Raw genomic sequence first — 23366 nt, 5'->3', positions numbered from 1 at the left:
CATGGTCAAGCCGGACGATCTGGGGAAGATCATCGACGAGCATCCCTTCTTCCAGGGTATCGACGATACGTTGCGCGCCCTGCTGGTCGGCTGCGCCGCCAACGAGCGCTATGAGGCCGGCCAGTTCCTGTTCCGCGAGGGGCAGGAAGCGGCCAAGTTCTATCTGGTCCGCGCCGGCACGGTGGCGGTGGAAATCGATGTGCCCGGCAAGCAGCCGATCGTCATCGAGACCATCGGCGAGGGCGAGGTGGCCGGCTGGTCGTGGATCGTCGAGCCCTATCGCTCGACCTTCGACGCCCGCGCCATCGGCCTGGTTCGCGCCATTTCCTTCGACGGCAAGTGCCTGCGAAAGAAGATGGCCGCCGATCCGGCCCTGGGCTACGAGGTGCTGCGCCGCTTCGTGCCGATGATGGCGCACCGCCTGTCGTCGGCCCGCCTGCAGATGCTGGATCTGTACGGGCCGTCGGCCAAGCCGGAAAAGGTCAAGAAGGCCAAGGTCAAGGCAGCTGGCAAGACCAAGGGCACCAACCGCAGCCCGGCGGCGCGGCTGGCCAAGGCGGCGAAGAAGTCGAAGAAGGATTCCTGATCATGACGGCCGTCCCCAGGGATCCGATGCTGCCGGTCTTGTTCCGCATCGAAAAGGTGCGCCGCGACCTGTCCGACACCTTCACCATGGAACTGGTGCCCGAGGCCGGGGGCGAGTTCTCGTTCAAGCCCGGCCAGTTCAACATGCTTTACGTCTTCGGGGTGGGCGAGATTCCGATCTCGATCTCGGGCGATCCGGGCGACCGCTCGGTGCTGGTGCACACCACCCGCGCCGTCGGCGCCGTCAGCTCGGCGCTGGATTCCCTGAAGGCCGGCGACCAGATCGGCGTGCGCGGCCCCTATGGCACCGCCTGGCCGATCGAGTCCGCCTATGGCCAGGACGTGGTGTTCGTGGCCGGCGGTGTCGGCCTGGCGCCGCTTCGTCCGGCCATCTATCACGCCATGAACAACCGCGAGCGTTACGGCAAGGTGATGGTGCTGTATGGCGCCCGCACGCCCGAGGACATCTTGTTCAAGAAAGAGCTGGAACGCTGGCGCGGCCGCTTCGACATGGACGTGCTGGTGACCGTCGATCGCGCCACCGGCAAATGGAGCGGCAATGTCGGCGTCGTCACAAATCTGGTGGCCAGGGGCGGCTTCGACCCCTTGCACACCACCGCCTTCGTCTGCGGCCCGGAAGTGATGATGCGTTACGGAGCTAGCGCCCTGGAAAAGAAGGGCGTGGCGCGCGACACCATCTGGATCAGCATGGAGCGCAACATGAAGTGCGGTGTCGGCCTGTGCGGCCATTGCCAATGGGGCTCGCATTTCGTCTGCAAGGACGGGCCGGTGTTTCGTTACGACAGCGTCGCCGATCTGTTCCAGGTCAGGGAGCTTTAGCCATGGCCGAAAGAAAACGCCCGAAACTGGCGGTGTGGAAGTTCTCGTCCTGCGACGGCTGCCAGCTGTCCTTGCTGGATTGCGAGGACGAATTGCTGGCCCTGACCGAAGAGGTCCGCATCAGCTATTTCCTGGAAGCCACCCGCAAGATCGAGAAGGGGCCTTACGACGTCTCGTTGGTCGAGGGCTCGATCACCACGCCGCACGACGTCAAGGCCATCCGCGAGGTGCGGCGCCAGTCCAAGGCGCTGATCACCATCGGCGCCTGCGCGACGGCGGGCGGCATCCAGGCGCTTCGGAACTTCAAGAGCGTCAAGGAATTCATCCGCTGCGTCTATGCCCACCCGGAATATATCGACACCCTGACCACCTCGACGGCGATTTCCGACCATGTGTCGGTCGATTTCGAGCTGCGCGGCTGTCCGATTTCCAAGCATCAATTGCTGGAAGTGCTGAACGCCTATCTGAACGGCCGCAAACCCAACGTGCCCCGGCATTCGGAATGTATCGAATGCAAGGCCAACGGCATCGTCTGCCGCATGGTCGCGGCCGGCACGCCCTGCCTGGGTCCGGTCACTCAGGCCGGTTGCGGCAGCCTGTGCACCGGCAAGGATCGCGGCTGCTTCGGCTGCTTCGGCCCGATGGAAACCCCCAACACGGCGGCCCTGGCCGCGCATCTGAAGGAACTGGGCTGTTCCGGCCGCGACGTCCAGCGCCTGTTCAGAAGCTACAACGCCAACGCCGAGGCCTTCCGCAAGGAGAGCGAGACCCATGGCTGAGACACGCACCATCAAGGTCGAAGCCCTGGCCCGCGTCGAGGGCGAGGGCTCGTTGCACGTCAAGATCAGGGACGGCCGCGTCAAGGAGCTGCATTTCGGCATCTTCGAGCCGCCGCGTTTCTTCGAGGCCTTCCTAAAGGGCCGCGATTTCCGCGAGGTCCCCGACATCACCGCGCGCATCTGCGGTATCTGCCCCATCGCCTATCTGATGGGGGCCAGCCAGGCGATGGAAGACGCGCTGGGCATCCAGGTGACCAAGCCGATCCGCGATCTTCGCCGTCTGATCTATTGCGGCGAATGGATCGAAAGCCACGCGCTGCATGTCTATATGCTGCACGCGCCCGACTTCCTGGGCCTGTCCGACGCGCTGGAACTGGCCGCCGTCAACCGGCCGCTGGTGGAAAACGCCCTGCGGCTCAAGAAGGTCGGCAACGAGATCCTGGAAGTGATCGGCGGCCGCGCCATCCACCCGGTCGGCCTGAAGGTCGGCGGCTTCTTTAAGTTGCCCGACAAGAAGGCGCTGAAGGGCCTGGAAGAGGATTTGAAGTGGGCGCTGGAAACCTCGATCGCCACCGCCAAGCTGGTGGGCGGCTTCGATTTCCCCGACATCACCCAGGATTATAATTTCATGGCGCTGCGTCACCCCGACGAGTACGCCATCCATGAAGGCCGCCTGGTCACCTCGGCCGGTCTGGATATTCCGGTGTCGAAGTTCCTCGATCATATCGACGAGGAGCATGTGCCGTGGTCCAACGCCCTGCACGGCGTGGCCAAGGATGGCTCGGCCCACCATGTCGGTCCGCTGGCCCGTTATAACCTGAATTACGACAAGCTGTCGGCCACCGCCAAGGCCTCGGCCAAGGCGGCGGGATTGGGCAAGGTGGTCAAGAACCCGTTCCAGTCCATCGTCGTGCGCGCGGTCGAGCTGGTGCAGGTGTGCGAGGACGCCTTGAAGCTGGTACAGGATTACGTCGTGCCGGAGCGTGCCTATGTCGAGGCGCCGGTGCGGGCCGGCGAGGGCCATGGCTGCACCGAGGCGCCGCGCGGCATCTGCTATCACCGCTATCGCATCGACAAGGAAGGCACCGTTCTCGACGCCCGCATCGTCCCGCCGACGGCGCAGAACCAGAAGGTGATTGAGCTGGATTTGATGAAGGTGGTGGAAGCGAACCTGCAAAAGGACGACGACACCATCAAGTGGAAGGCCGAACAGGCCATCCGCAATTACGACCCGTGCATTTCCTGCGCGACCCATTTCCTGAAGCTGGAGATGGATCGGGGCTGACCCCGGGGCTTTGCGCCCCGGGGGTTCGCCCTTACATTAAGGGCATGACAGATTACGTCCGCACCGTCGATGCCAAGGGGGCGACCAGCCAGGTCAACTTCATCGCCAACCAGGAAGCCGCCTTCTGGGTGCGGGCCAGGCGCAACCGGCTGCTGGCCGAGTGGTTTTCCGACCTGACCGACGCCGACAGCCAAAGCTATCTGAAATTGCTGCTGGACGAGGATTTCGCCCGCGTCGAAAGCCACGAGGCCGAACGCTGGATTCTGTTGAAGATCCGAAACGACCTGCTGGGTTTCGGGGTGGTGCAGTCCTTGGACGATCTGCGCGACCGTTTCCAGCGCTTCGAGCGCCAGGCCTGGCTGGAACGGACCGGCTGATCAGCCTGGGACTTCTTGGGGAAAATTCAATTCACCACAGGCACAGAGGGGATTTTCGTGGGGCAACCCTGTCGCCACGGGTCGGACACCTCTGTGCCTCTGTGTCTCTGTGGTTCAAGATAATTTCACACTCCGCCATGGCCGACCATGACGATGAAATCAGCCAATTTGAAATCCGGCCTCGTCGCCCGGCTGATCAGCCCGGCAGGATCAGCGCGCCGTCTTCGGCCAGGGGGAATTGCGGCACCCAGGCCACTTCCCACGGATGGCCGTCGGGATCGGCGAAATAGCCGACGAAACCGCCCCATGGCTGTTCGGTGGCCGGCTTCAGCAGGCTCGCGCCGACGGATACCGCATGGTCCAGGGTGGCGGTGACCTCGTCCTTGCTGCGCATGTTGACGGCCAGGGTGATGCCGCCGGGGCGGGGGGCATCCAGGCCGGTATCGGCGGCCAGGGCTGCGGCGGAATAAAGCGCCACCACCAACGGGCCGCACTGGAAGAAGCTGATGTTCGGCGTGTCGATGCCGGTCCAACGCTTCCACCCCAGCGCCTGATAGAACGCGGTCGAACGGCCGACATCGGCGACGGCCAGGGTGATCAGGCTGATGCGTTGGTCCATGGAATGGCCTCCTGGGTGCTTTGATGTCACCACGATGGCGATTCGCATTATTACCAAAATATGGTATATATTGGTACCCATCAAGGAGAGAGGTCATGGCTCGCAATACCTCGGTTTCGCTGGGCGATCATTTCGCCCAATTCATCGACGCGCAGGTCCAGACCGGTCGTTACGGCTCGGCCAGCGACGTGGTGCGGGCTGCCTTGCGCCTGCTCGAGGAACACGAGGTCAAAGTGAAGGCCCTGCAGGACGCCCTTGTCGCGGGCGAGGAATCCGGCCCGCCGGTTCCGTTCGATGACGAAGCGTTCTTGACGCGCATGCGGGCCAAGTATGCCGGCTAAGGGGGGCGGCGTCCGTCTTACTCCGCGTGCCGAAGCAGACCTCGAGGAAATCTGGCTTTATTCCTTCAAGACATGGTCGTTGGAACAGGCCGATCGTTACCACACCGCCCTTGTCGAGGCGTTTCGCGACCTGGCGTCGGGCCGAAAAAGCGGGCGCGCCGCCGAGGTCCGGGCCGGCATGTTCAAGTATCCGGTCGGTTCCCACATGCTCTACTACCGGATCGCCGAGACCGGACTTATCGTCATCCGCATCCTGCATCGGCGCATGGATGTGGGGTTGCACCTGTAATCTGACCGCGTTCGGACCGGACGGTCCCATCACCCCCGAAGCGGCAACGCCACCCCGATCGCCACGAACAGGCCGCCGCAGGCGTGGTTGAAGCGTCGCCCCACCCGGGCCAGCCATTGGCGGACCTTGTGGGCGCTGGCGGCCAGACCCCATTCGGTGGCGGTTTCGGTCACAGCAAAGGTGCCGGCCATGATGATGAATTGCGGCACCAGCGGCCGGTCCGGGTCGATGAATTGCGACACGAAGGCGCCGAAGAACAGCAGCACCTTGGGATTGCTGAGCGCCGACGAGGCGCCCTGGCGGAACAAGGTGACGGCCGTCACGGCGCTTGCCGCCGCCGGCAGGTCAAGCCCGATCGGCGGGGCTCGCCATACGCCGATGCCCAGCCACACCAGATAGGCGCCGCCGATCCATTTCAGCGCCACCAGCCAATGGGCCGAGGCCTGCAGCAATGCCCCGATGCCGAACATCGAGGCGGCGATGACGATGATGAAGCCCAAGGCGCCGCCGGCCACCGTCCACAGCGCGCGGGCGTGGCCGTAAAGGGCGCCGTGGGTCAGCGCCAGCAGGCTGTTGGGGCCGGGCGACAGCGACAGGCCGATGGCGGCGGCCAGATAGATCAGCCAGGTGTCGAAATCCATGCGCCGATGGTGCCGGGCCAGCAGGCCTGGGTCAAGCCGCGCGCTCGGCCTGACGATGCGGGGGACGGGGGCGGGCGGCCTCGGTCTGGGCGCGCATGTGGACGTGATAGCAGGTCTGGCACCACAACGCGTCGGCCAGCTTGCGTTCGCCCCGGCTGACCCGGTGGCGGGTGCGGCGCTGGCATTGCGGGCAATGGTGGAATTCGTCGTCGTGGTCGTACATCTGTCCTCTCCTGTTGGCGGGCAGAGTAAGCCAGCCGATTGCGGTTTTCCCGTGGCGTTTTGGTGAAAGTTCAGGCCGCCTTGACGACCATCGCCCGGGCCCGTTCGAACCACAGATACAGGACCGGGGTGATGTAAAGGGTCAGCACCTGGCTGACCACCAGCCCGCCCACCACCGACAGGCCCAGGGGCTGGCGCAGCTCGGCCGCCGCGCCGTGACCCAGGGCGATGGGCAGCGTGCCCATGATCGCCGCCATGGTGGTCATCATGATCGGGCGAAAGCGCAACAGGCAGGCCTGGCGGATCGCCTGATCGGGGCTTAGGCCCTGGTGGCGGGTGGCCTCCAGGGCGAAGTCGATCATCATGATGGCGTTCTTCTTGACGATGCCGATCAGCATCAAGATGCCGATGATGGCGATCACCGACAGTTCCATCTTGGAGGCCAGCAAGGTGGCCAGCGCGCCGACGGCCGCCGCCGGCAGGCCCGACAGGATGGTCACCGGGTGGATCAGGCTTTCGTACAAGATGCCCAGCACCACATAGATCACCACCACGGCGGCCAGCAGCAGCAAGCCCTGGTTCCTTAAAGATTCCTGGAACACCTTGGCGGTGCCGGCGAAGTTCGAGGTGATGCCGGACAGCATGCCCATCTCGGTCTCGATGGCGCGGATGCGGGCGGTGGCGGCGCCCAGGGCGGTGTCGCCGGCCAGGTTGAAGGCGATGGTGACGGCGGGCAACTGCGATTGGTGGTTGACGGTCAGCGGCCCGACGGTGCGGCGGATTGTCGCCACCGCGTCCAGCGGCACCAGCGGCCCGTTGGCCGAGCGGATCTTCAGCTTGGCCAGCGCCGCCATGTCGGTCTGGAAGCGGGGATCAAGTTCCATCACCACGGCATAATCGTTGGCCGAGGCATAGATGGTCGATACCTCGCGGGTGCCATAGGCCGAATAAAGCGCCGAGCGGACCGCATCAAGCTTGATCCCCAGCGCGGCGGCCTTGTCGCGATCGACATCGACCAGCGCCTGGGCGCTTTTGATCAACAGGTCGCTGGTGACGTCCTGGATCAGCGGCTCGCGCTTCAGGCGATCTTCCAGCCGTTCGGCGAAGGCGTAAAGCTCGGCCTGGTCGATGCCCTCCAGGGTGTACTGATATTGCGATTTCGACGACCGGCCGCCCAGATTCAGGGTCTGGACCGGCACGATGAAGACGTTGATGCCGGGGATGCCCGACACCTTCTTGCGCAAGGCGGCGATGACCTCGGTCACCGGGCCGCGCTGGTCGCGGGGCACCAGATTGATGAACATGCGGCCCGAATTGACCGCGTTGGACAGGCCCGACACCCCCATCGCCGAGGTGACGGTGGCGATGTTGGGATCAGCCTGGATGATGGCCATCACCTTCTGCTGCTGCTCGGCCATGGCATTGAAGCTGATATCTTGCGCCGCCTCGGTCTGGATGAAGATCTGGCCGATATCCTCGGTGGGGAAGAAGCCCTTGGGGATCTCGCGGAACAGGACCACCGTGCCGACGATGGTCACGAGCGTCGCCACCAGCATCGAGCCGCGATGGACCAGCACCCAATCCAGGCTGACGCGATAGCTTTCGGCCAGGCGCTCGAAGCCCTTCTCCAAGGCCCGCTCGACCGGGCCGGCCGTGGAATCATGCTCGGGGCGCAGCCAGCGGGCGCACATCACCGGGGTCAGAGTCAGCGACACGAAGGCGGAAATCACGATGGCCAGGCTGACCACCACGGCGAATTCGTGGAACATCTTGCCGATGACCCCGCCCATCAGCAGGATCGGGATGAACACCGCGATCAAGGACACGGTGATCGAGACGATGGTGAAGCCGATCTCGCGCGAGCCCAGCAGCGCCGCCTCCAGCGGTTTCATGCCGGCATCGACGTGGCGCTGGATGTTTTCCAGCATGACGATGGCGTCGTCGACCACCAGCCCCACCGCCAGGGTCAGGCCCAAAAGCGAGATGTTGTTGAGCGAGAAGCCCAACAGATGCATGGCCCCCAGGGTGGCGATCAGCGACACCGGCATGGCCACCGCCGGGATCAGGGTGGCCGACACCCGGCGCAGGAACAGGAAGATCACCATCACCACCAGCGCCACCGTCAGGCCGAAGGTGAATTGCACGTCGGCGATGGCGGCGCGGATCGGTTTGGACCGGTCGTTCATCACGTCGATCTTGACGCTGGCCGGCAGGCTGGCCTGGACCAGCGGCAACAGGGCGCGGACATCGTTGACCACCGACACGGTGTTGGCGTCGGGCTGGCGCTGGACCGCCACCACAATGGCGCGGGTGCCGTTGAACCAGCTGGCGGTGCGGTTGTTCTCGACCGAATCCGACACGGTGGCGACATCTTTCAGCCGCACCGGGGCGCCATCGCGCCAGGCCACCACCAGCTCGGCGAAGGCCGCCGCGTTGGGCAATTGCGGATTGGATTGCAGCACCAATTGCTGGCGCGGCCCGTTCAGCACGCCCAAGGGCGAGATCGAGTTGGCCGACTTGACCGCGCCCTGCAACTCGTCGATGCCGATATTGCGAGACGACAGGGCATCGGGATCGACCTGGACCCGCACGGCATATTTCTGGCTGCCATAGATCAGCACCTGGGCGACGCCGGAAAGCCGAGAGACGCGGGGGCTCAGGATGGTCTGGGCGTATTCGTCCAACTGCGACAGGGGCAGGGTGGCCGAGGACAGCGCCATCAGCACGACCGGGGTGTCGGACGGATTGACCTTCCGGAAGGACGGCGGCACCGTCATTTCTTCCGGCAGCCGGCGTAGCGCGCGGGTGATGGCCGACTGGACGTCCTGGGCGGCGGCGTCGATGTTGCGGTCGATGTTGAATTGCAGCGTGATCGAGGTGGTGCCCTGGCCCGAGGACGAGGTGATGGTCTCGACCCCGGCGATGGTCGAGAACTCGCGCTCGAGCGGCGAGGCCACCGACGAGGCCATGGTCTCGGGGCTGGCACCGGCCAGATTGGCCGAGACGTTGATGGTGGGGAAATCGACGTTGGGCAGCGCCGCCACCGGCAATTGCTGCCAGCCGACAAGGCCTGCGAACACCAGGACCAGCGTCAGCAAAAGCGTGGCGACCGGCCTGGCGATGAAGGCGGCCGACAGGTTCATTGCGGCGCCCCGGCGGTGCGCTCGACCACCTTGACGCCGTTGCCCAGGCGCATCTGGCCCTCGATCACCACCTTGTCGCCGGCGCCCACTCCCTTGGCGATCACCGCCAGGCCGTCGAGGACGCGATCGACGGTGACCGGGCGGATTTCGGCGATGCTTTCCGGCGTGACCACATAGACATAGGTGCCGATCTGGCCGGTCTGCACCGATTCGGCCGGGACCACCAGGGCGGCTTCTTCCGTGCCCAGCGTCAGGCTGACATTGACGAACTGGCCCGGCCACAGGCGGGTGTCGTCGTTGGCGAAGGTGGCCTTCAGGCCGATGGTACCGGTCTGGGTGTCGATGGCGGAATCGATGAAGGTCAGCGCCCCGGTGGCGGCCAAGCCGGGATCGGCGGCGCTGGTCACCTTGACCGGCAATTCGCCCTGGGCCATGGCGCTTCGGATGCGCGGCAGCACCGATTCGGCCACCGCGAACGACACCCGGATCGGCCGCAACTGGGTGATGGTGACCATGGATTGGCTGTCGCTGGGCTTGGCCAGGCTGCCCAGCTTGGCGTTGACCACCCCGGTCCGGCCCGGTACCAGGGCCTTGATGGCCGAATAATCGATGGTCAGGCGGGCATTGTCGATGGCTGCCTGGTCGGACTTGATGGCCGCTTCCAGCACGGCGACGTCAGCGGTGGCCTGCTCGACCTTTTGCCGGGTCGCCGAGCCGGTTTCCAACAGCTTGGCATAGCGGGCGAGATCGGCCTTGGCGCGATCCAACTGGGCGCGGTCGCGGGCCAGATTGGCCTCGGCCTGACGGCGCGCGGCCTCGGCCGGGCGGGCATCCAGGGTGAACAGGATATCGCCGGCCAGCACTTCCTGGCCTTCCTGGATATGGACCTTGATGACCTCGCCCTCGGCGCGCGGGCGGACCGGCACCACCGACAGCGGCTGGACATTGCCGACGGCGGAAACGCGCACTGGCATCGGCTTGGCCTCGACGGCGCGGGTCACCACCGGCATCGGGCGGGATTCGGCCTTGGGCGGGGTGCTTTGGTCCGACTTCGACGACAGCAGCCAGCCGCCGCCAGCGACGGCGGCAAGGGCAAGGGCGATAAGGGCTGGGCGAGAGATCTGCATGCTCTGATCAATCCCTCAACGGCCGCCCGCCGTCAATCGGGGATCGGTAACGGATGGTAACGGGGGGCGTGTCGGTTAGATGCTATAGGCCGAGTTCGCTGTGGGAGCCCAGGCGCACCAGATCGAGTGTCTCCTCATCAGGGAGGCGGTAGATGAGGATCAGGTCGGGCTTGATATGGCAGTCGCGATGATCCTTCCAGTTCCCGGTCAGGGCATGGTCATGATGTCGCTCCGCCAGGGGTTTGTCGGCCACCAGCTTCGAGACGACCTCGACAAGATCGGCGTCGAGAGTTTCCCGATGCCGCCCCTTCTTTTCACGCTTGTAGTCCCGCTTGAACTGGCCGGTGCGGTTAATCGTCCGCATTCAGATCCGCCATCAGATCCTTGACACCGCCGACCCGGACCACGTCGCCGCGCCGGGCGGCTTCCATCGCGGCGATGGTTTCGGCATTGGGAACCAGCGGCTCGAACGGCAGCCGCTTCTCGGTGGCGATGCGCACCATCATCATGCGGAAGGCGTCGGACACGGTCAGTCCGATCGACGACAGCACCAGTGCGGCTTCGTCCTTCACATGTTCGTCGATGCGGGCGCGGACGACTTTGTTCATGGTGGGGGAACTCCAAATCTCGAGCTACATTGTAGCCCAAACATGGTGATGCCGTCCACAGGGGCAGAAGAATGACCACGAGCAACGTACCGCTCGGTGCACCAGCGTGGGAGGTCATGGTGCAACTTGACGGGGTGCTGTCTGGAAGCCGCACTCGGTCTAGGATGTGGGCAGATGTATTGGGCTCCCTCGTGCCACTCCGACCTCGGTTTCACCGAGTACACGATGGGTGTTGATTGAATTTACTATCACCGTAATCCCACCGTAATCCCGAGAAGAACCCGCAATCGTCGGGGCAAACCTCTAATTCGTGAGACGGATTGGCGCCGCCGCGAACGCCGGTGCGTGCCCATGAGAGGGCAGCGCGTTGTTTAGCTAACAAACAACGCGCTGCCCTCCATGAGCCATTCCATTCGTGTCCCGCCACTCGGAAGCATCATGGTTCCGCCTTCACGTGGCGCGGCATGAAATGGGAGCAGGTCTTGGCCAATACCAAAGCAATGTCGGAGTTTTTAGATGCAAGAAATCGTGCCTTGCGCCATTCCAGCAGATCGACGACGATTTCGGCGAGGTCCTTCAAAGCCAGTTTGCCCGCCTGGTCGAGCGGGGGCCTGACGCTCCTATCAATCACACACACCGTTCCTAGGGAAAACCCGTCGGGGGTGATTATCGGGGCTCCGGCGTAGAAGGCAATATTTGGCGGCCCCGTCACCAGCAAACTGTCACAAAACCGAGGATCATGGGTGGGGTCCAGCACTTCGAGAATTTCGGGTTCGAGGATCGCGCAGGTGCAAAACGATTCGTCCCGCGGGGTTTCCCGGATATCCACGCCGACGGCCGCCTTGAACCACTGGCGCTTAGCGTCAATCAAGGTGATCAGCGCGATGGGAACATCGAACAGCCTCGCCGCGACGCGGGCGATGCGGTCAAAACTATCCTCGAACTCAGTATCGAGGATGCGATAGGAATCAAGTGCGGCGAGGCGCCGGCTTTCGTTCTCAGGCATCTCCATAGCAGCTTCCTCCAATCCATGTCGTCCCCCGGGCCGTATGGACGGCCGAGGTATCCCAGTCGGCCATTTTCATCTCCTAACGGTACCAGAACGAGAGCCGTTTCTAAGAACATCGGCCAACCACCGCTGCGAAGCCACGCCTTGCGGCGGAGCCTCGGCCTGCTGCGAAGAAGAAAATGCCCGGTCATAAACCCGGCCCGCACTGGCGGGCGGAAGCCTGGGAACCGACTGGGCGCGGAAATCCACTTCCAACCTAACGACATCGCTGGCGGTTTTGGGATGCCGAATGATGAAATCAGGGATGATCCCAAACTGCCTGGCTTCCGCAGATACGGCCTCTAGCGTGCCGCACAGTTCTCGGATGAAATCTTGAACGTTGCTGACTACCGGTCGGCAGCCCATGGCGCCCCGAACGGTCGGATCGCAAGATCCTGTTCGAACTGAACAGCTCTCGCAGTGTCCAATGAGACCCTTGATGATCGCTTTCGCGCCACGGCGGTCTCCTGAAAACATCAGATGCTGTACCAAAGCCGCTATTGATTTACATGCTGCAAACATTTCCGGTCTCCTCCATTGGCTGGAGGAGTGGGCCGCATTGGAGCCCCCCCCCCGCAGTTGCTACCTATCGGGTGGAACAGTTCGATATCGTCGCGGCGGTGGCTGGCACCGCCATGCACCAACATGAAATCGTCGCCGTCCGAAAGGGTCGTTCGGGAGCCGATGTCATCAGTCACGGTGGCGTGATCGGAACCGGCCGGCGTGCTCGCACGTGGTCGGAAAAAGCAGCCGCCAAACTCGCGGCAATTCCCACAACTATCGGAGCGGCAGGCGTCCACCATTTCCGACATTGCCCGCATCCCGTTTTTTGCGAATTGGCGTGAAAGCTCCAGCACGTTTTCACAGATTGACAACATATTTCCCCCTCCTTTCGTATCGTCTACCGAAACGAAAGTATGAGGCCGGGCCTAGCTGGTCAACCGAAAGTGCCGCTCATTTGTGCATGCCCGGCCTGCAATTCCAGCGAGCAGTGCGCAGATAGGGCCTGCTCCTTATAGCAAGCCCGCGATGCATAGCAGCCGTAATGGCTGCATATCAGCGTGTTACGCAACGGTCCTAAGGCATACCTTCAGCGGCACCTCGGGGCATTCCAAACCAGATGTTGATAACCGGTTGCTCAGGCGCCGATTGCTTTCACCAGATGGGGATTGTGACGAGACGGAATCTGTGAGCCAGCTTGTTAGCGCGTTGAAAACCGCGCTGTATATTTCAACCTAGCCAACCGCTGCCCCATGGCGCCAAGGTTGCGGTGACAGTGCACTAAATTAGTTGCGGTGACAGTGCACTAAATTAGTTTAATTTGTTTGCCTGCATCTTTTGTCTTCGGCTTTGGCCCTGGTTTTGCTGGTTTGAGGGAGCGATGGGACAGTTCTTCGATCTCGCGAATAAAAGCATCGCTCCCAAGCGCGGATTACGGTGACAGTGCATCGGATTACGGTGACAGTGCATCGAATCAATCGCACTCGCACCGATGCGATACATTCCGATGCCGCTGGCTCGGCCACCGACCCCCATCACGCCGCATGGGGCCGCACTTCGGCGTTGATCTTCTCCCCCAGGGCGAGCCGGGTGGTTTCCAGGTCATAGGCGGCCTGGAGGCCCAGCCAGAAATCGGCGCTGGTCTCGAACAGGCGGGCCAGGCGCAAGGCGGTCTCGGCCGTCACCGAACGGCGCCCCTGGACGATCTCGTTCATGCGCGACCGGGGCACGCGCAGTTGTTCGGCAAGGCGATAGACCGACATGCCGGCGGGCTCCAGATACTCATGGCGCAACACATCGCCCGGATGCACGGGGGGCAGGCGAGCGGCATTCGGGTCGGCCACCTCCGACAGGTCGATCCGCCCCGATTCCAGGTCATCACGGCGAATGGTCATGGCGCACCTCATGCGTGGTAATCACAGAACTCGACGTCCTCGGCGCCGTCCGCCGTCCAGGAAATTCAAAACACGGACGACACGGATGCCGTTTGCGCGGCCACGGATGAACACGGATGGTCGCCTCGGCCCGAGGGGCTTAGCCGATATCCGTGATTATCCGTGGCGCCGCAAAGCGGCGCATCCGTGTCATCCGTGTTTCCTCAATCCTTACGACTTCGGCCGCTTGTCGATGATCCGCTTGGCCTTGCCCATCGAGCGTTCGATGCTGTCGGGGGCCACCACGTTGACCTTGGTCGAGATGCCGATATACGACTTGATGTGATGGACCAGATCCTTGGCCGCCGCCTTGGCCGCATCATCGTCATAAGGCTGGTCGGATCGCATCTCGACATTGACCGCCAGGCTGTCCAGGTGGTTGTCGCGGGAAATTTCCAGCTGGTAATGGGGTGCTAAGCGGTAATCCTTCAAGATCAGTTCCTCGATCTGGGTCGGGAAGACGTTGACGCCCCTGATGATCATCATGTCGTCGGAGCGGCCGGTGATCTTTTCGATGCGGCGGAAAGACCGCGCCGTGCCCGGCACCAGACGGGTCAGGTCGCGGGTGCGGTAGCGGATGATCGGCAAAGCTTCCTTGCTCAGGCTGGTGAACACCAGCTCGCCCATCTCGCCGTCGGGCAGAACCTCGCCGGTTTGCGGGTCGATGATCTCGGGGTAGAAATGGTCTTCCCAGATGTGCAGGCCGTCCTTGGTCTCGATGCATTCGCAGGCCACACCCGGCCCGATCACTTCCGACAGGCCATAGATATCGACGGCGTCGATGCCCATGCGGGCCTCGATTTCCTCGCGCATCGCGCCGGTCCACGGCTCGGCGCCGAAGATGCCGATCTCGATCGGGCAGGTCTTGGTGTCGATGCCCTGGCGGTCCATCTCGTCGGCGATGGCCAGCATGTAGCTGGGCGTCACCATGATGATGCGCGGGCTGAAATCCTGGATCAGCTGGACCTGCTTCTCGGTCTGGCCGCCCGACATCGGGATGACCATGCAGCCCAGGCGCTCGGCGCCGTAATGGGCGCCCAGGCCGCCGGTGAACAGGCCATAGCCATACGAGATGTGGCACTTGTCGCCCCTGCGCCCGCCCGACGCCCGGATCGAGCGGGCCATGACGTCGGCCCACATGGAAATGTCGTTGGCGGTATAGCCGACCACGGTCGGCTTGCCGGTGGTGCCGGAACTGGCATGGACCCGCACCACCTGATCCTGCGGCACGGCGAACATGCCGAAGGGATAGGTCTGGCGCAGATCGTCCTTGGTGGTGAAGGGGAAGCGGGCCAGGTCCTTCAGCTCGCGGACATCGTCGGGGTGTACCCCCTTGGCCTGGCACTTGGCGCGGAAGTGGCCGACATTGTCATAGGCGTGCTTCAGCGACCATTGCAGGCGCTTGAGCTGCAGGGCGGCGATCTCGTCGCGGCTGGCGATCTCGATCGGGTCCAGGATGTCGCGGGGCGGCGGGTTGCGGCGGGTGCTGACGGCGTTCAATGGATCCTCCCTCTTTTTGGATGCGGCCCCCGTCTTGGCGCGGGGATCGGCCGCCGAATGTCATGAAGTCAGGTGCGTTCCAGCAAAAGCGATACGCCCTGGCCGACGCCGACGCACATGGTGGCGACGGCCATCTTGGCGCCCGAGCGGGCGAGCTCGATGGCGGCACTGCCGGCGATGCGGGCGCCGGTCATGCCCAGCGGATGGCCCAGGGCGATGGCGCCGCCATTGGGGTTGACGTGTCCAGCATCGTCGGGCAGGCCCAGGGCGCGGGCGCAGGCCAGCACCTGGGCGGCGAAGGCCTCGTTCATTTCCCACAGATCGATATTGGCGACGGTCAGATCGTGGCGGTCCAGCAGCTTGCGGGTGGCCGGCACCGGGCCGATGCCCATGATGCGCGGCGGGCAGCCGGCCGAGGCGAAGCCCTTGATGCGGGCCAGCGGGGTCAGGCCGTATTTTTCCGCCGCGCGCGGGCTGGCGATCAGCAGGGCACAGGCCCCGTCATTGACGCCCGAGGCATTGCCGGCGGTGACGGAACCGCCCTTCCTGAACGGCGCCTTCAGCTTGGCCAGGGCCTCGATGGAGGTGGCTCTGGGGTGCTCGTCACGTTCAACCACCACCGGATCGCCCTTGCGGGCGGGCAGGGTGACGGGGGCGATTTCCAGCCCGAACCGGCCCGACGCTTGCGCCTTGGCGGCGCGGTCCTGGCTGCGCCACGCAAAGGCATCCTGGTCGTCGCGGCTGATGGACAATTCCTCGGCCAAATTCTCGGCGGTCTCGGGCATCGAATCGATGCCGTATTGGGCCTCGATCGCCTTGTTGACGAAGCGCCAGCCGATGGTGGTGTCGTAGATGGCGGTCTCGCGCGAGAAGGCGCTTTCCGCCTTGGGCATGACGAAGGGTGCGCGGCTCATGCTTTCGACGCCGCCGGCGATCATCAGATCGGCCTCGCCCAGGCGGATGGCGCGGGCGGCAAGGGCTACCGCGTCCATGCCGGACCCGCACAGCCGGTTCATGGTGGTCGCCGCCACCTCGACCGGCAGGCCCGACAGCAGCACCGCCATGCGGGCGACGTTGCGGTTGTCCTCGCCGGCCTGGTTGGCGCAGCCCAGCACCACCTCGTCCAGATCGCGCCAGTCGATCGACGGATGGCTTTCCATCAGCGCCTTGATCGGATGGGCGGCCAGATCGTCGGTGCGCATGCCGGCCAGCACGCCGCCGAAGCGGCCGATGGGGGTGCGCTTGACGGCGCAGATCAGGGCGTCGGTCATGGATGGGCTTCCTCGGGGATGTGGTGGCCGTCGATCACCCGGCAATGGCCGCGAAACAGCGCCACCACCTCGCCGTCGGGACGGCTGACGGTGACGTCGTAGGTGCCGTTGCGGCCCTTGCGGTGGGTTTCGACGCATTCGGCGGTCAACAGGTCGCCTTCCTTCGCCGCCGCCGGATAGGTGATGGTGCAGGCCAAGGCCACCGCGTGGCGGTTATAGGAATTGCAGGCATAGGCGAAGGCGTCGTCGGCCAGCTTATAGGTGAAGCCGCCATGACAGATGCCCAGCCCGTTCAGCATGTCCTTGGTCACCCGCATCGACATGCGGGCATAGCCGGGCCTGATCTCGTCCAGGGTCACCCCCAGGAAATGCGAGCTGGGATCGTTGGCCATGATGGCCCTCCCGACCTGTTCGGCCAGCGCCTGGGCGTCCTTGTGGCGTGCATGCATGGTGACGGTCGAACCTCCCTCGGGGTCTTCGCCCCATTTCGGTATTTTGATACCGAATTATTGTCGCAAACGCAATGGCCGTGTCGCAACGGCGCAAGGCCTTGTGTGCAAAGGCCTTGCATGTGCGAGATGGACCAAGTACCGTTCGATGGAACTGGTGGTCACGGGGGCAAAAGGATACCGCCAAGTGAACATGGTCAAGGTGTTGATCGGCAGGGTGTTGTCCATCGTCTTCTCTGGGATGACGCTGGCGGAAATCTTCGATCTGTTTATCCCCACGCGCCAGTCGGCCTTCGTCCAGCGCCGCCGCTCGCTGCTGATCCTGTCGCGTGTGCGGTTGGTTTCTGCGGTTTTCGCCGTGCTGACGCCCCTGTGGATCCCCGTCGATCTGTTCATTTTCGAGACAGCGTTGTCGATGTATCTGGCGGCGCTGCGCGTGCTGGCCTCGATCGCCTTCATCTTGCTGTGCCTGGCCTATCGCGGTGCCGACAGCGTGGCGGTGGCCCGCTGGGGCCTGATCTGGCTGTTGTCGATCCCGACGGTGTTCTTCCTGATCAGCCATCCGCTGTTGGCTCAGTTCGCCATTTCCGATCCGGCCCAGCAGGTGGTGGCGGCTGGCTACGCCTTCCTGCCCTTCGTCATGGTGGCCGGGCTGGCGGTGTTCCCCATCACCGCCATCGAGGGTGCGCTGCTGTCGCTGCCCTTGCTGTTGGCCTATCTGCTGACCGGCATCCTGGGCTACCAGTTGCTGCCGTTCGCCTCGCACCTGGGGGCGCAGTGGCTGCTGCTGCTGCTGGCGGTGGTGGCGACCCTGGCCGGCATGAGCCAGTTGCATTTCATGAGCCAGCTGGTCGACCAATCCTCGCACGATGGCCTGACCCGCGCCTATAACCGCCGCGTCGGCGAGGAGATGCTGGTCCAGCAATTCCTGACCTCGATGCGCTCGAAGACGCCATTCTCGCTGGCCTTCGTCGATCTGGACAATTTCAAGTCGATCAACGACCGCTATGGCCACGAAGAGGGGGATAACACCTTGCGGGCGGCCTCGGCTGCGCTTCGCAAGGTGCTGCGGCGCGGCGACGTGCTGATCCGCTGGGGCGGCGAGGAATTCCTGGCCCTGATGCCCAACACCGATCCCGAAGGGGCCCGCATCGCCATGCTGCGCCTGCGCGAGGCCGGGTTGGGCGTGCGTCCCGACGGCAACCCGGTCACCGCCTCGATCGGCGTGGCCGAGCGCACGGCCGACGATTGCCAGCAATGGCAGGAACTGGTCGAAAAGGCCGACCATCGCATGTATATGGCCAAGCAGACCGGCAAGGACCGGGTCGTCGGCGACGGTGACAAGCTGATTGCCGGCGGCGACCTTCCCGAACAGGCCATCGCCGCCAGCTGATCCGATCTTCAGGCGATCTCGAAGATCGCCTCGATCTCGACGGCGACGTTAAGTGGCAGGGCGGCGACGCCCACGGCGACGCGGGCATGGCGGCCGGCCTCGCCCAGCACCTCGACCATCAAATCCGACGCTCCGTTGACCACCTTGGGCTGGTCGAAGAAGTCCGGCGTGCCGGCGACAAAGGCTGTCATGCGCACCAGCCGCTTGACCCGGTTCAGGTCGCCGTCGCAGGCAGCGCGCGCCTGGGCCAACAGATTCAGCCCGCACAGGCGGGCGGCGCGAACGCCATCCTCGATGGTGACATTGTCGCCCAATCGGCCGACCACCGCTGCCTTGCCGTTTTCCAGCGGCAGCTGGCCCGACACGAACAGCAACGATCCGGTCAGCACCGACGGCACGTAATTGGCCACGGCGGCGGCGGGAACCGGCAGGGTGATCCCCAGCTCGGTCAGGCGGGTTTCCGGATTGGCGGCCATCTTGGTCTCCTTGGGGGGGCGGTCGAGGGCGGCCAGGGTAGCCGGCAAATGCGTGGCGGGGAAGGGGGTGTGGAAGTGATGCAAAAAACGCCTGCAGTCATGCAAAAATGTATCTTGTTGTTCGGCGTTGCCAAACCATATGCTTCTTACAAGCATTCAAACCCTGCTCGATGGAGCCGCCGATGTCCCTGTCCCCCGCCTTCGGGCCTTGTGCCCCCAATCCGGTCTGCGGGCCGAGCCCTGTTCCCCGCCGTCCGGCGACCTCTCTGTGGCAGCAGGCCGTGTCTTTCCTGGAAGACACCGTCGTCCGTCCGGTGCAGGACCGTATCGCCCGCAATCGTCTGCAATCCGAGATGGCCGGCCTGGATCACCGCGAATTGAAGGATCTGGGACTGTCCGAGGACGAGGTTCCCTATTTCGTCAATCAGTGGAAGCCGAAGCACTGAGCGCCTGAACCCGGGTAATCCGATACGGTCCCGGGCAGAATTTCGACACGCCCTGTTTGTCCTTGAGCGCCGCCCCTCTCCCCGGGCGCTCGGACAGGCAGGGCGTTATCGTTTGTGGGGTAGAGTAAGCCGAAGCACGCTTCCTCCACCGGTCATGCCCGCGCTTGACGCGGGCATCCACGTGGCTCCGCCCATTCCATTGTTTCAAATGATTTTTGCGCCCCAGCGCGTGGACCCTCGGGTCAAGCCCGAGGGTGGCGAGATAAAAATCCCGTTCCACCAAACTCAGACAGACTTTAGCTGCGCCGGCCCAGCTTGCCGGCGGCCATCGCCGCCAGGGCTTCCGACACGCGCTGGATGGCGCGATCCCAGGTGCCGTCCTGGCTTTGGCGGAACACCCGCATGGTCGGATACCACACGCTGTCGTCGCGGCCATCGACCCAGCGCCAGTCATTGCCCAGCGGCAGCATCACCCACACGGTCTTGCCCAGGGCGCCGGCGATGTGGGCCTCGGCGGTGTCGCCGGCCAGGACCAGGTCGAGCCCGGCGATGATGCCGGCCGATTCGGCCAGGTCGGCGCACCGGCTGCCCATGTCTTCGAAGAAAGTGCGGTACCCGCTTTGGACCAGCTGATCGGCTTCCGGCGGGCGTTGCAGGCTGATCAGATTGACCGTCGGGTCGGCGGCCAGCCGCAGCAGCGCCGACAACGGCACCTGCCGCGAATTGGGGCGCCCGGACCAGGCGACGCCGACCCGCAGGCGGCCGTCGTCGGGAAAGCGGAAGGCCGGCACGTCGTCGGGCAATCGCAGATAGGGCACGTCGCGGATCGGCGTGGTGCGCGACGTGGTGCCCAGCAGGCGCGGCACATCCAGCAGGCGGACGGCGCAATCGACGGCGGGCAGCGGCTCGCCGCGCGGCACCACCTGCTCGACCCCGGCGACGCCGGACAGCAGACGGGCCAGTTCGGGGACGCATTCGACGGTGACCAGGCCGCCCTCGCGCGCCACCATCGGCAGATAGCGGGCCAACTGAATGGTGTCGATGGCATCGCCTTCGTCGCGGACCAGGATGGTGCGCGCTTCCAGGCGGCTGCCATCCCATTCCGGCGCGGTATGCTGGGGCAGGGGCACCGGCCGTCGATTGACCATCTCGGCCATGCCGCGCGCCAGATTGCCGGCCTTCAGCAGGCCGACGGCCAGGTCGTGCGGCTTCAGCAGCGAGGAATCGGCGGCGGCGACCCGTTCCAGGGTGGCCAATGATTCCTTGGCGCGGCCCTGCTCGCGCAGCAGCATGGCGAAGGCATAAAGGGTGCGCGGGTTGGCCGGATCGTCGGCCAGCACCTTCAGGAACATCGCCTCGGCGGTGGCGGCATGGCCCATCTCGCGCAGCACGTTGGCCAGATTGGCGCGGATCACCGGGCCGCCGCCGGCCTTCAGGGCGCGGCGCCAACAAGCGGCGGCGGCTTCGGCGCGGCCGATGCGCCGCAGCAGTCCGCCCAGATTGGCGTTGGCCTCGACATTGCCGGGGTCCTGGGCCAGCGCCTTGGCGAACATCTCGCCGGCGGCGTTGGGGCGGCCGGCATTCAGCTCGTTGACGCCCCAGCCGGCCAGCTCGGCGGCCTGGGCCGAGGCCCGCGACATCGCCGCCGGAGAGGTCGGGTCGTTGGCGTCGCCATATTCGGTGGCCGGCTTCTGGCCGGCGGCCAGGGCCAGCACGATGCCGGGGCGCCCGTCGAACGGCACCAGCCGGCCGGCGGCGATCTCGGACGGGAAGCAGAAGAGTTGATAGCCGAAATCGGCCAGCACCTGCGGCGCCGCGATCCCCTCGCGATTTTCGAACACCAGGATGGCGATGCTGCCGCTGGCCAGCGATCCGCTCATGCCGGAAACGATATCGTCCACCGAACCGGCGGCGCCGATGCGCACGATCAGCCGGGCGGCGATCAGGTCGGATCGGTCGGCGATCAGCGCATCGACCGTGGTGGAGCGCTTGTCGGATCGCACCCACTGGGGCAGGGCGAAAACCGTGCGGCCGGCGCGCGGCCGCCCGGCCACCAATGCCGGCCCCTGCCCACCGCCGACCACTTGGCACATCACCTCGATCTGGTCCGACAGTCCCGACAGATCGACGGTGTCGCTGAAGATGGCCGCATCGGACGGTTTGGCGTCGATCGCCAGGACGCGGATGTCGCCGGCCGGATGGCAGGCGGCGTCCAGGCTGTGGGTGCCGTCGCCCGCGCCGATATCGACGAACAGGTCGCCGGCCTTCAGATGGGTCGACAGGAACGCCCGGGTCGCCGCCTTCGGCCCCATCTGGCCGCGGGCCTCGGCCTGGCGGCGCTGGTGCTCGGCGCCGACCCGTTCATCAAGGGCCACCATCAGATGGGTGATGATTCCGGTCCAATCGCCCGCGCGTTCCTGACGGAACAGGCGCGCCGTCGGGTACCACGGCGAATCGTCGCGGTGCAGCATCCAGCGCCAATCAGGCGCGTAGGGCAGCATCACCCACACGGGCTTTCCCATGGCGCCGGCCAGATGGGCGACATTGCCGTCGACGGTGATGATCAGGTCCATCTCGGCGATGCGGCCGGCCATGTCGGCGTAATTGCCGATACTGGGCGACAAATCGTGCACCAGCGTCGGGTGGGCCAGGCGGTGGGCATCCTCGGCGCGGGTCCCGAGCTGCAGGCCAAACATGGCGATTCCGGGATGGCCCATCAGGGTCATCATCTGCGGGAAGGGAACGGCCCAGGCGGCTCGCGGCCCGGCCCAGGCCAGGCCGACCTTCAGCACCGCGCCGGGCGGCGCCGACACGCGCGGACGGTGCCCGGCCGGCGCCTCGATATAGGGCGCGGGCGGAATGCTGGTCAGGGTGGTGCCGAACAGGCGCGGCAGGTCGGCCAGCGACACGCTGTAATCCACCTGCAGATCGGGCGGCAGCGGCTTACCCGAAGCCAGGGTGCGGGCGACACCGGCGACGCCCTTGCCCAGCGGGACCAGCGGCTCGGGCAGGGCCAGGACGACCTGGGCGCCCTTGGCGGCGAAGATCTGGGCATAGCGCAGCATCTGCAAGGTGTCGTCGATGCCCTGCTCGCTCCACAGCAAGATGGTGCGGCCGGTCACCTCGTGGTTGCCGCCCCATGGCTCGCCGGGGGCTTGCGGGCGCGGGCGCGGCGACTGGCGCCAGCGCCATTCCATGTCGTCCCAGGCGGCGGCCAGGTTGCCTTCCAGCAAATTCATGCGGGCGCGGCCCAGATGGGCGGTGGAATTCTCGGATTCCAGCGCCAGGGCGCGTTCCAACTGATCGCGGGCCTCGTCCATGCGGCCCATGCCGATCAGCGCCTGGCCCAGGCCGGCGTGGGCGGCGGCGGAATCGGGGGCGATGGCCAGGATGTCGTGGTAAAGATCGGCGGCGGTGACCAGGTCCTGGCGGCGCGCGATCAGGTCGGCCAGTTGCTGGCGGCCTTCGATGCGGTTGGGGGCCAGGGCCAGCGAGCGGCGCAGCGCCGTCTCGGCGGCCTGTTCCTTGCCCTCGGCCAGCAGGACCAGGGCCAATCCGTGCCAGGCCTCGGACGGCGCATTGGGTTCGCGGACCAGCATGGCATAGGTGGTGCGGGCTTCGTCGCTGCGGCCCATGCGTTGCAGGGTCAGCGCCAGTTCCAACCGGGCCGGCAAGTTCTTGGGGTGGACCGCCAGGATGCGGGCCAGTTCCGTCATCGCCTCGCGCGTTTTGCCCATGATGCGCAGCACGCCGCAACGGCCGACCTGGGCCTCGACATGGCCGGCGTCCAGCGCCAGGACCGAATCGTACCAATGCAGGGCGGTGACCAGGTCGCCGGTGGCGCGGGCGGCCTCGGCGGCGGCCAGCTCGAAGCTGCCGAATCCGGCGTTGCCTGCCCCAAATCCGGCAAGATGGTCCTCGCTCATACCGGTTCCCCTCGAACGCTCCCTGAAAGGCAGTCAACCGCGCGAATCCGCAGGGGTCAAGCGCAAA

General features: G+C 65.1%; 23 protein-coding genes. 9 read left to right on the top strand and 14 right to left on the bottom strand.

What is annotated here, in order from left to right; genetic code table 11:
* Position 1 precedes the first annotated feature (1 nt).
* The 5 genes from A6A05_RS08310 to A6A05_RS08290 are packed head-to-tail and all read left to right on the top strand — an operon-like array spanning position 2 to position 3866.
* Positions 2-586, top strand: a complete 585-nt coding sequence (locus A6A05_RS08310; protein ID WP_068499330.1) for a cyclic nucleotide-binding domain-containing protein — start codon at positions 2-4, stop codon at positions 584-586.
* A 2-nt stretch (positions 587-588) separates the two neighbouring features.
* The gene (locus A6A05_RS08305; RefSeq protein ID WP_068499329.1) at positions 589-1425 is read left to right on the top strand and encodes an FAD/NAD(P)-binding protein; all 837 of its coding nucleotides are present in this window, start codon (positions 589-591) and stop codon (positions 1423-1425) included.
* Between the two features lie 2 nt (positions 1426-1427).
* Positions 1428-2204, top strand: coding sequence for an NADH-quinone oxidoreductase subunit B family protein (locus A6A05_RS08300; protein WP_068499326.1), 777 nt, complete (start codon positions 1428-1430; stop codon positions 2202-2204).
* Positions 2197-3489 (top strand): Ni/Fe hydrogenase subunit alpha, encoded by a 1293-nt coding sequence (locus A6A05_RS08295; RefSeq protein WP_068499324.1) that lies wholly within the window; start codon positions 2197-2199, stop codon positions 3487-3489. The genes A6A05_RS08300 and A6A05_RS08295 overlap by 8 nt, the downstream gene beginning before the upstream one ends.
* 44 nt (positions 3490-3533) lie before the next feature.
* A complete protein-coding gene (locus A6A05_RS08290) occupies positions 3534-3866 on the top strand; it encodes an ATPase inhibitor subunit zeta (RefSeq protein ID WP_068499323.1) in 333 nt (110 codons plus the stop codon).
* A 196-nt stretch (positions 3867-4062) separates the two neighbouring features.
* Here A6A05_RS08290 and A6A05_RS08285 read toward each other — a convergent pair whose 3' ends face one another.
* A complete protein-coding gene (locus A6A05_RS08285; RefSeq protein ID WP_068499321.1) occupies positions 4063-4485 on the bottom strand; it encodes a VOC family protein in 423 nt (140 codons plus the stop codon).
* A gap of 95 nt (positions 4486-4580) precedes the next feature.
* Here A6A05_RS08285 and A6A05_RS08280 point away from each other — a divergent pair, with 95 nt between their 5' ends.
* Together A6A05_RS08280 and A6A05_RS08275 are read left to right on the top strand one after the other, a co-directional pair.
* On the top strand, positions 4581-4826 hold the full coding sequence (locus A6A05_RS08280; protein WP_068499319.1) for a type II toxin-antitoxin system ParD family antitoxin: 246 nt from the start codon (positions 4581-4583) through the stop codon (positions 4824-4826).
* Positions 4816-5115, top strand: a complete 300-nt coding sequence (locus A6A05_RS08275; protein ID WP_068499317.1) for a type II toxin-antitoxin system RelE/ParE family toxin — start codon at positions 4816-4818, stop codon at positions 5113-5115. Before A6A05_RS08280 ends, A6A05_RS08275 begins: the two co-directional genes overlap by 11 nt.
* Before the next feature lie 29 nt (positions 5116-5144).
* Here A6A05_RS08275 and A6A05_RS08270 read toward each other — a convergent pair whose 3' ends face one another.
* From A6A05_RS08270 to paaI, 11 genes are all read right to left on the bottom strand, one after another.
* Positions 5145-5756 carry a LysE family translocator gene (locus A6A05_RS08270; protein WP_068499311.1) on the bottom strand — a complete coding sequence of 204 codons (612 nt, stop codon included), beginning with the start codon at positions 5754-5756 and terminating at the stop codon, positions 5145-5147.
* A gap of 31 nt (positions 5757-5787) precedes the next feature.
* Positions 5788-5979 carry a hypothetical protein gene (locus A6A05_RS08265; RefSeq protein WP_068499308.1) on the bottom strand — a complete coding sequence of 64 codons (192 nt, stop codon included), beginning with the start codon at positions 5977-5979 and terminating at the stop codon, positions 5788-5790.
* A 70-nt stretch (positions 5980-6049) separates the two neighbouring features.
* Positions 6050-9121 carry an efflux RND transporter permease subunit gene (locus A6A05_RS08260; protein ID WP_068499307.1) on the bottom strand — a complete coding sequence of 1024 codons (3072 nt, stop codon included), beginning with the start codon at positions 9119-9121 and terminating at the stop codon, positions 6050-6052.
* Positions 9118-10248, bottom strand: a complete 1131-nt coding sequence (locus tag A6A05_RS08255) for an efflux RND transporter periplasmic adaptor subunit (RefSeq protein WP_068499305.1) — start codon at positions 10246-10248, stop codon at positions 9118-9120. Before A6A05_RS08255 ends, A6A05_RS08260 begins: the two co-directional genes overlap by 4 nt.
* 82 nt (positions 10249-10330) lie before the next feature.
* Positions 10331-10612: a type II toxin-antitoxin system YafQ family toxin gene (locus A6A05_RS08250; protein WP_068499303.1), complete on the bottom strand. Its 282-nt coding sequence runs from the start codon at positions 10610-10612 to the stop codon at positions 10331-10333.
* Positions 10599-10856, bottom strand: a complete 258-nt coding sequence (locus A6A05_RS08245; RefSeq protein ID WP_068499301.1) for a type II toxin-antitoxin system RelB/DinJ family antitoxin — start codon at positions 10854-10856, stop codon at positions 10599-10601. Before A6A05_RS08245 ends, A6A05_RS08250 begins: the two co-directional genes overlap by 14 nt.
* 436 nt (positions 10857-11292) lie before the next feature.
* Entirely contained in the window at positions 11293-11862 is a 570-nt protein-coding gene (locus A6A05_RS08240; protein ID WP_216635774.1) for a GAF domain-containing protein, read from the bottom strand.
* Positions 11863-13439: 1577 nt separating this feature from the next.
* Positions 13440-13799, bottom strand: a complete 360-nt coding sequence (locus tag A6A05_RS08235; protein ID WP_068499298.1) for a HigA family addiction module antitoxin — start codon at positions 13797-13799, stop codon at positions 13440-13442.
* A gap of 210 nt (positions 13800-14009) precedes the next feature.
* The gene (paaK, locus tag A6A05_RS08230) at positions 14010-15338 is read right to left on the bottom strand and encodes a phenylacetate--CoA ligase PaaK (RefSeq protein ID WP_068499296.1); all 1329 of its coding nucleotides are present in this window, start codon (positions 15336-15338) and stop codon (positions 14010-14012) included.
* Between the two features lie 68 nt (positions 15339-15406).
* Positions 15407-16609, bottom strand: coding sequence for a 3-oxoadipyl-CoA thiolase (pcaF, locus tag A6A05_RS08225; protein ID WP_068499293.1), 1203 nt, complete (start codon positions 16607-16609; stop codon positions 15407-15409).
* Entirely contained in the window at positions 16606-17058 is a 453-nt protein-coding gene (paaI, locus tag A6A05_RS08220) for a hydroxyphenylacetyl-CoA thioesterase PaaI (RefSeq protein WP_068499292.1), read from the bottom strand. The genes pcaF and paaI overlap by 4 nt, the downstream gene beginning before the upstream one ends.
* Positions 17059-17251: 193 nt before the next feature.
* On the opposite strand from paaI, the gene A6A05_RS08215 reads away from it, so the two are divergent.
* Complete coding sequence (locus tag A6A05_RS08215) at positions 17252-18451, top strand: GGDEF domain-containing protein (protein ID WP_068499519.1); 1200 nt, start codon at positions 17252-17254, stop codon at positions 18449-18451.
* Positions 18452-18459: 8 nt separating this feature from the next.
* On the opposite strand, the gene A6A05_RS08210 is transcribed toward A6A05_RS08215, so the two are convergent.
* Positions 18460-18927 (bottom strand): RidA family protein, encoded by a 468-nt coding sequence (locus tag A6A05_RS08210; RefSeq protein ID WP_068499518.1) that lies wholly within the window; start codon positions 18925-18927, stop codon positions 18460-18462.
* A gap of 182 nt (positions 18928-19109) precedes the next feature.
* Here A6A05_RS08210 and A6A05_RS20760 point away from each other — a divergent pair, with 182 nt between their 5' ends.
* Complete coding sequence (locus A6A05_RS20760) at positions 19110-19373, top strand: DUF1127 domain-containing protein (protein ID WP_156520957.1); 264 nt, start codon at positions 19110-19112, stop codon at positions 19371-19373.
* A 296-nt stretch (positions 19374-19669) separates the two neighbouring features.
* On the opposite strand, the gene A6A05_RS08205 is transcribed toward A6A05_RS20760, so the two are convergent.
* Positions 19670-23299 (bottom strand): tetratricopeptide repeat protein, encoded by a 3630-nt coding sequence (locus A6A05_RS08205; protein WP_068499291.1) that lies wholly within the window; start codon positions 23297-23299, stop codon positions 19670-19672.
* Positions 23300-23366: the final 67 nt, after the last annotated feature.

It is taken from the genome of Magnetospirillum moscoviense (assembly GCF_001650635.1).
Taxonomy (GTDB): Bacteria; Pseudomonadota; Alphaproteobacteria; order Rhodospirillales; family Magnetospirillaceae; genus Magnetospirillum; species Magnetospirillum moscoviense.
This window is presented reverse-complemented; position numbering and strand designations above follow the sequence as displayed.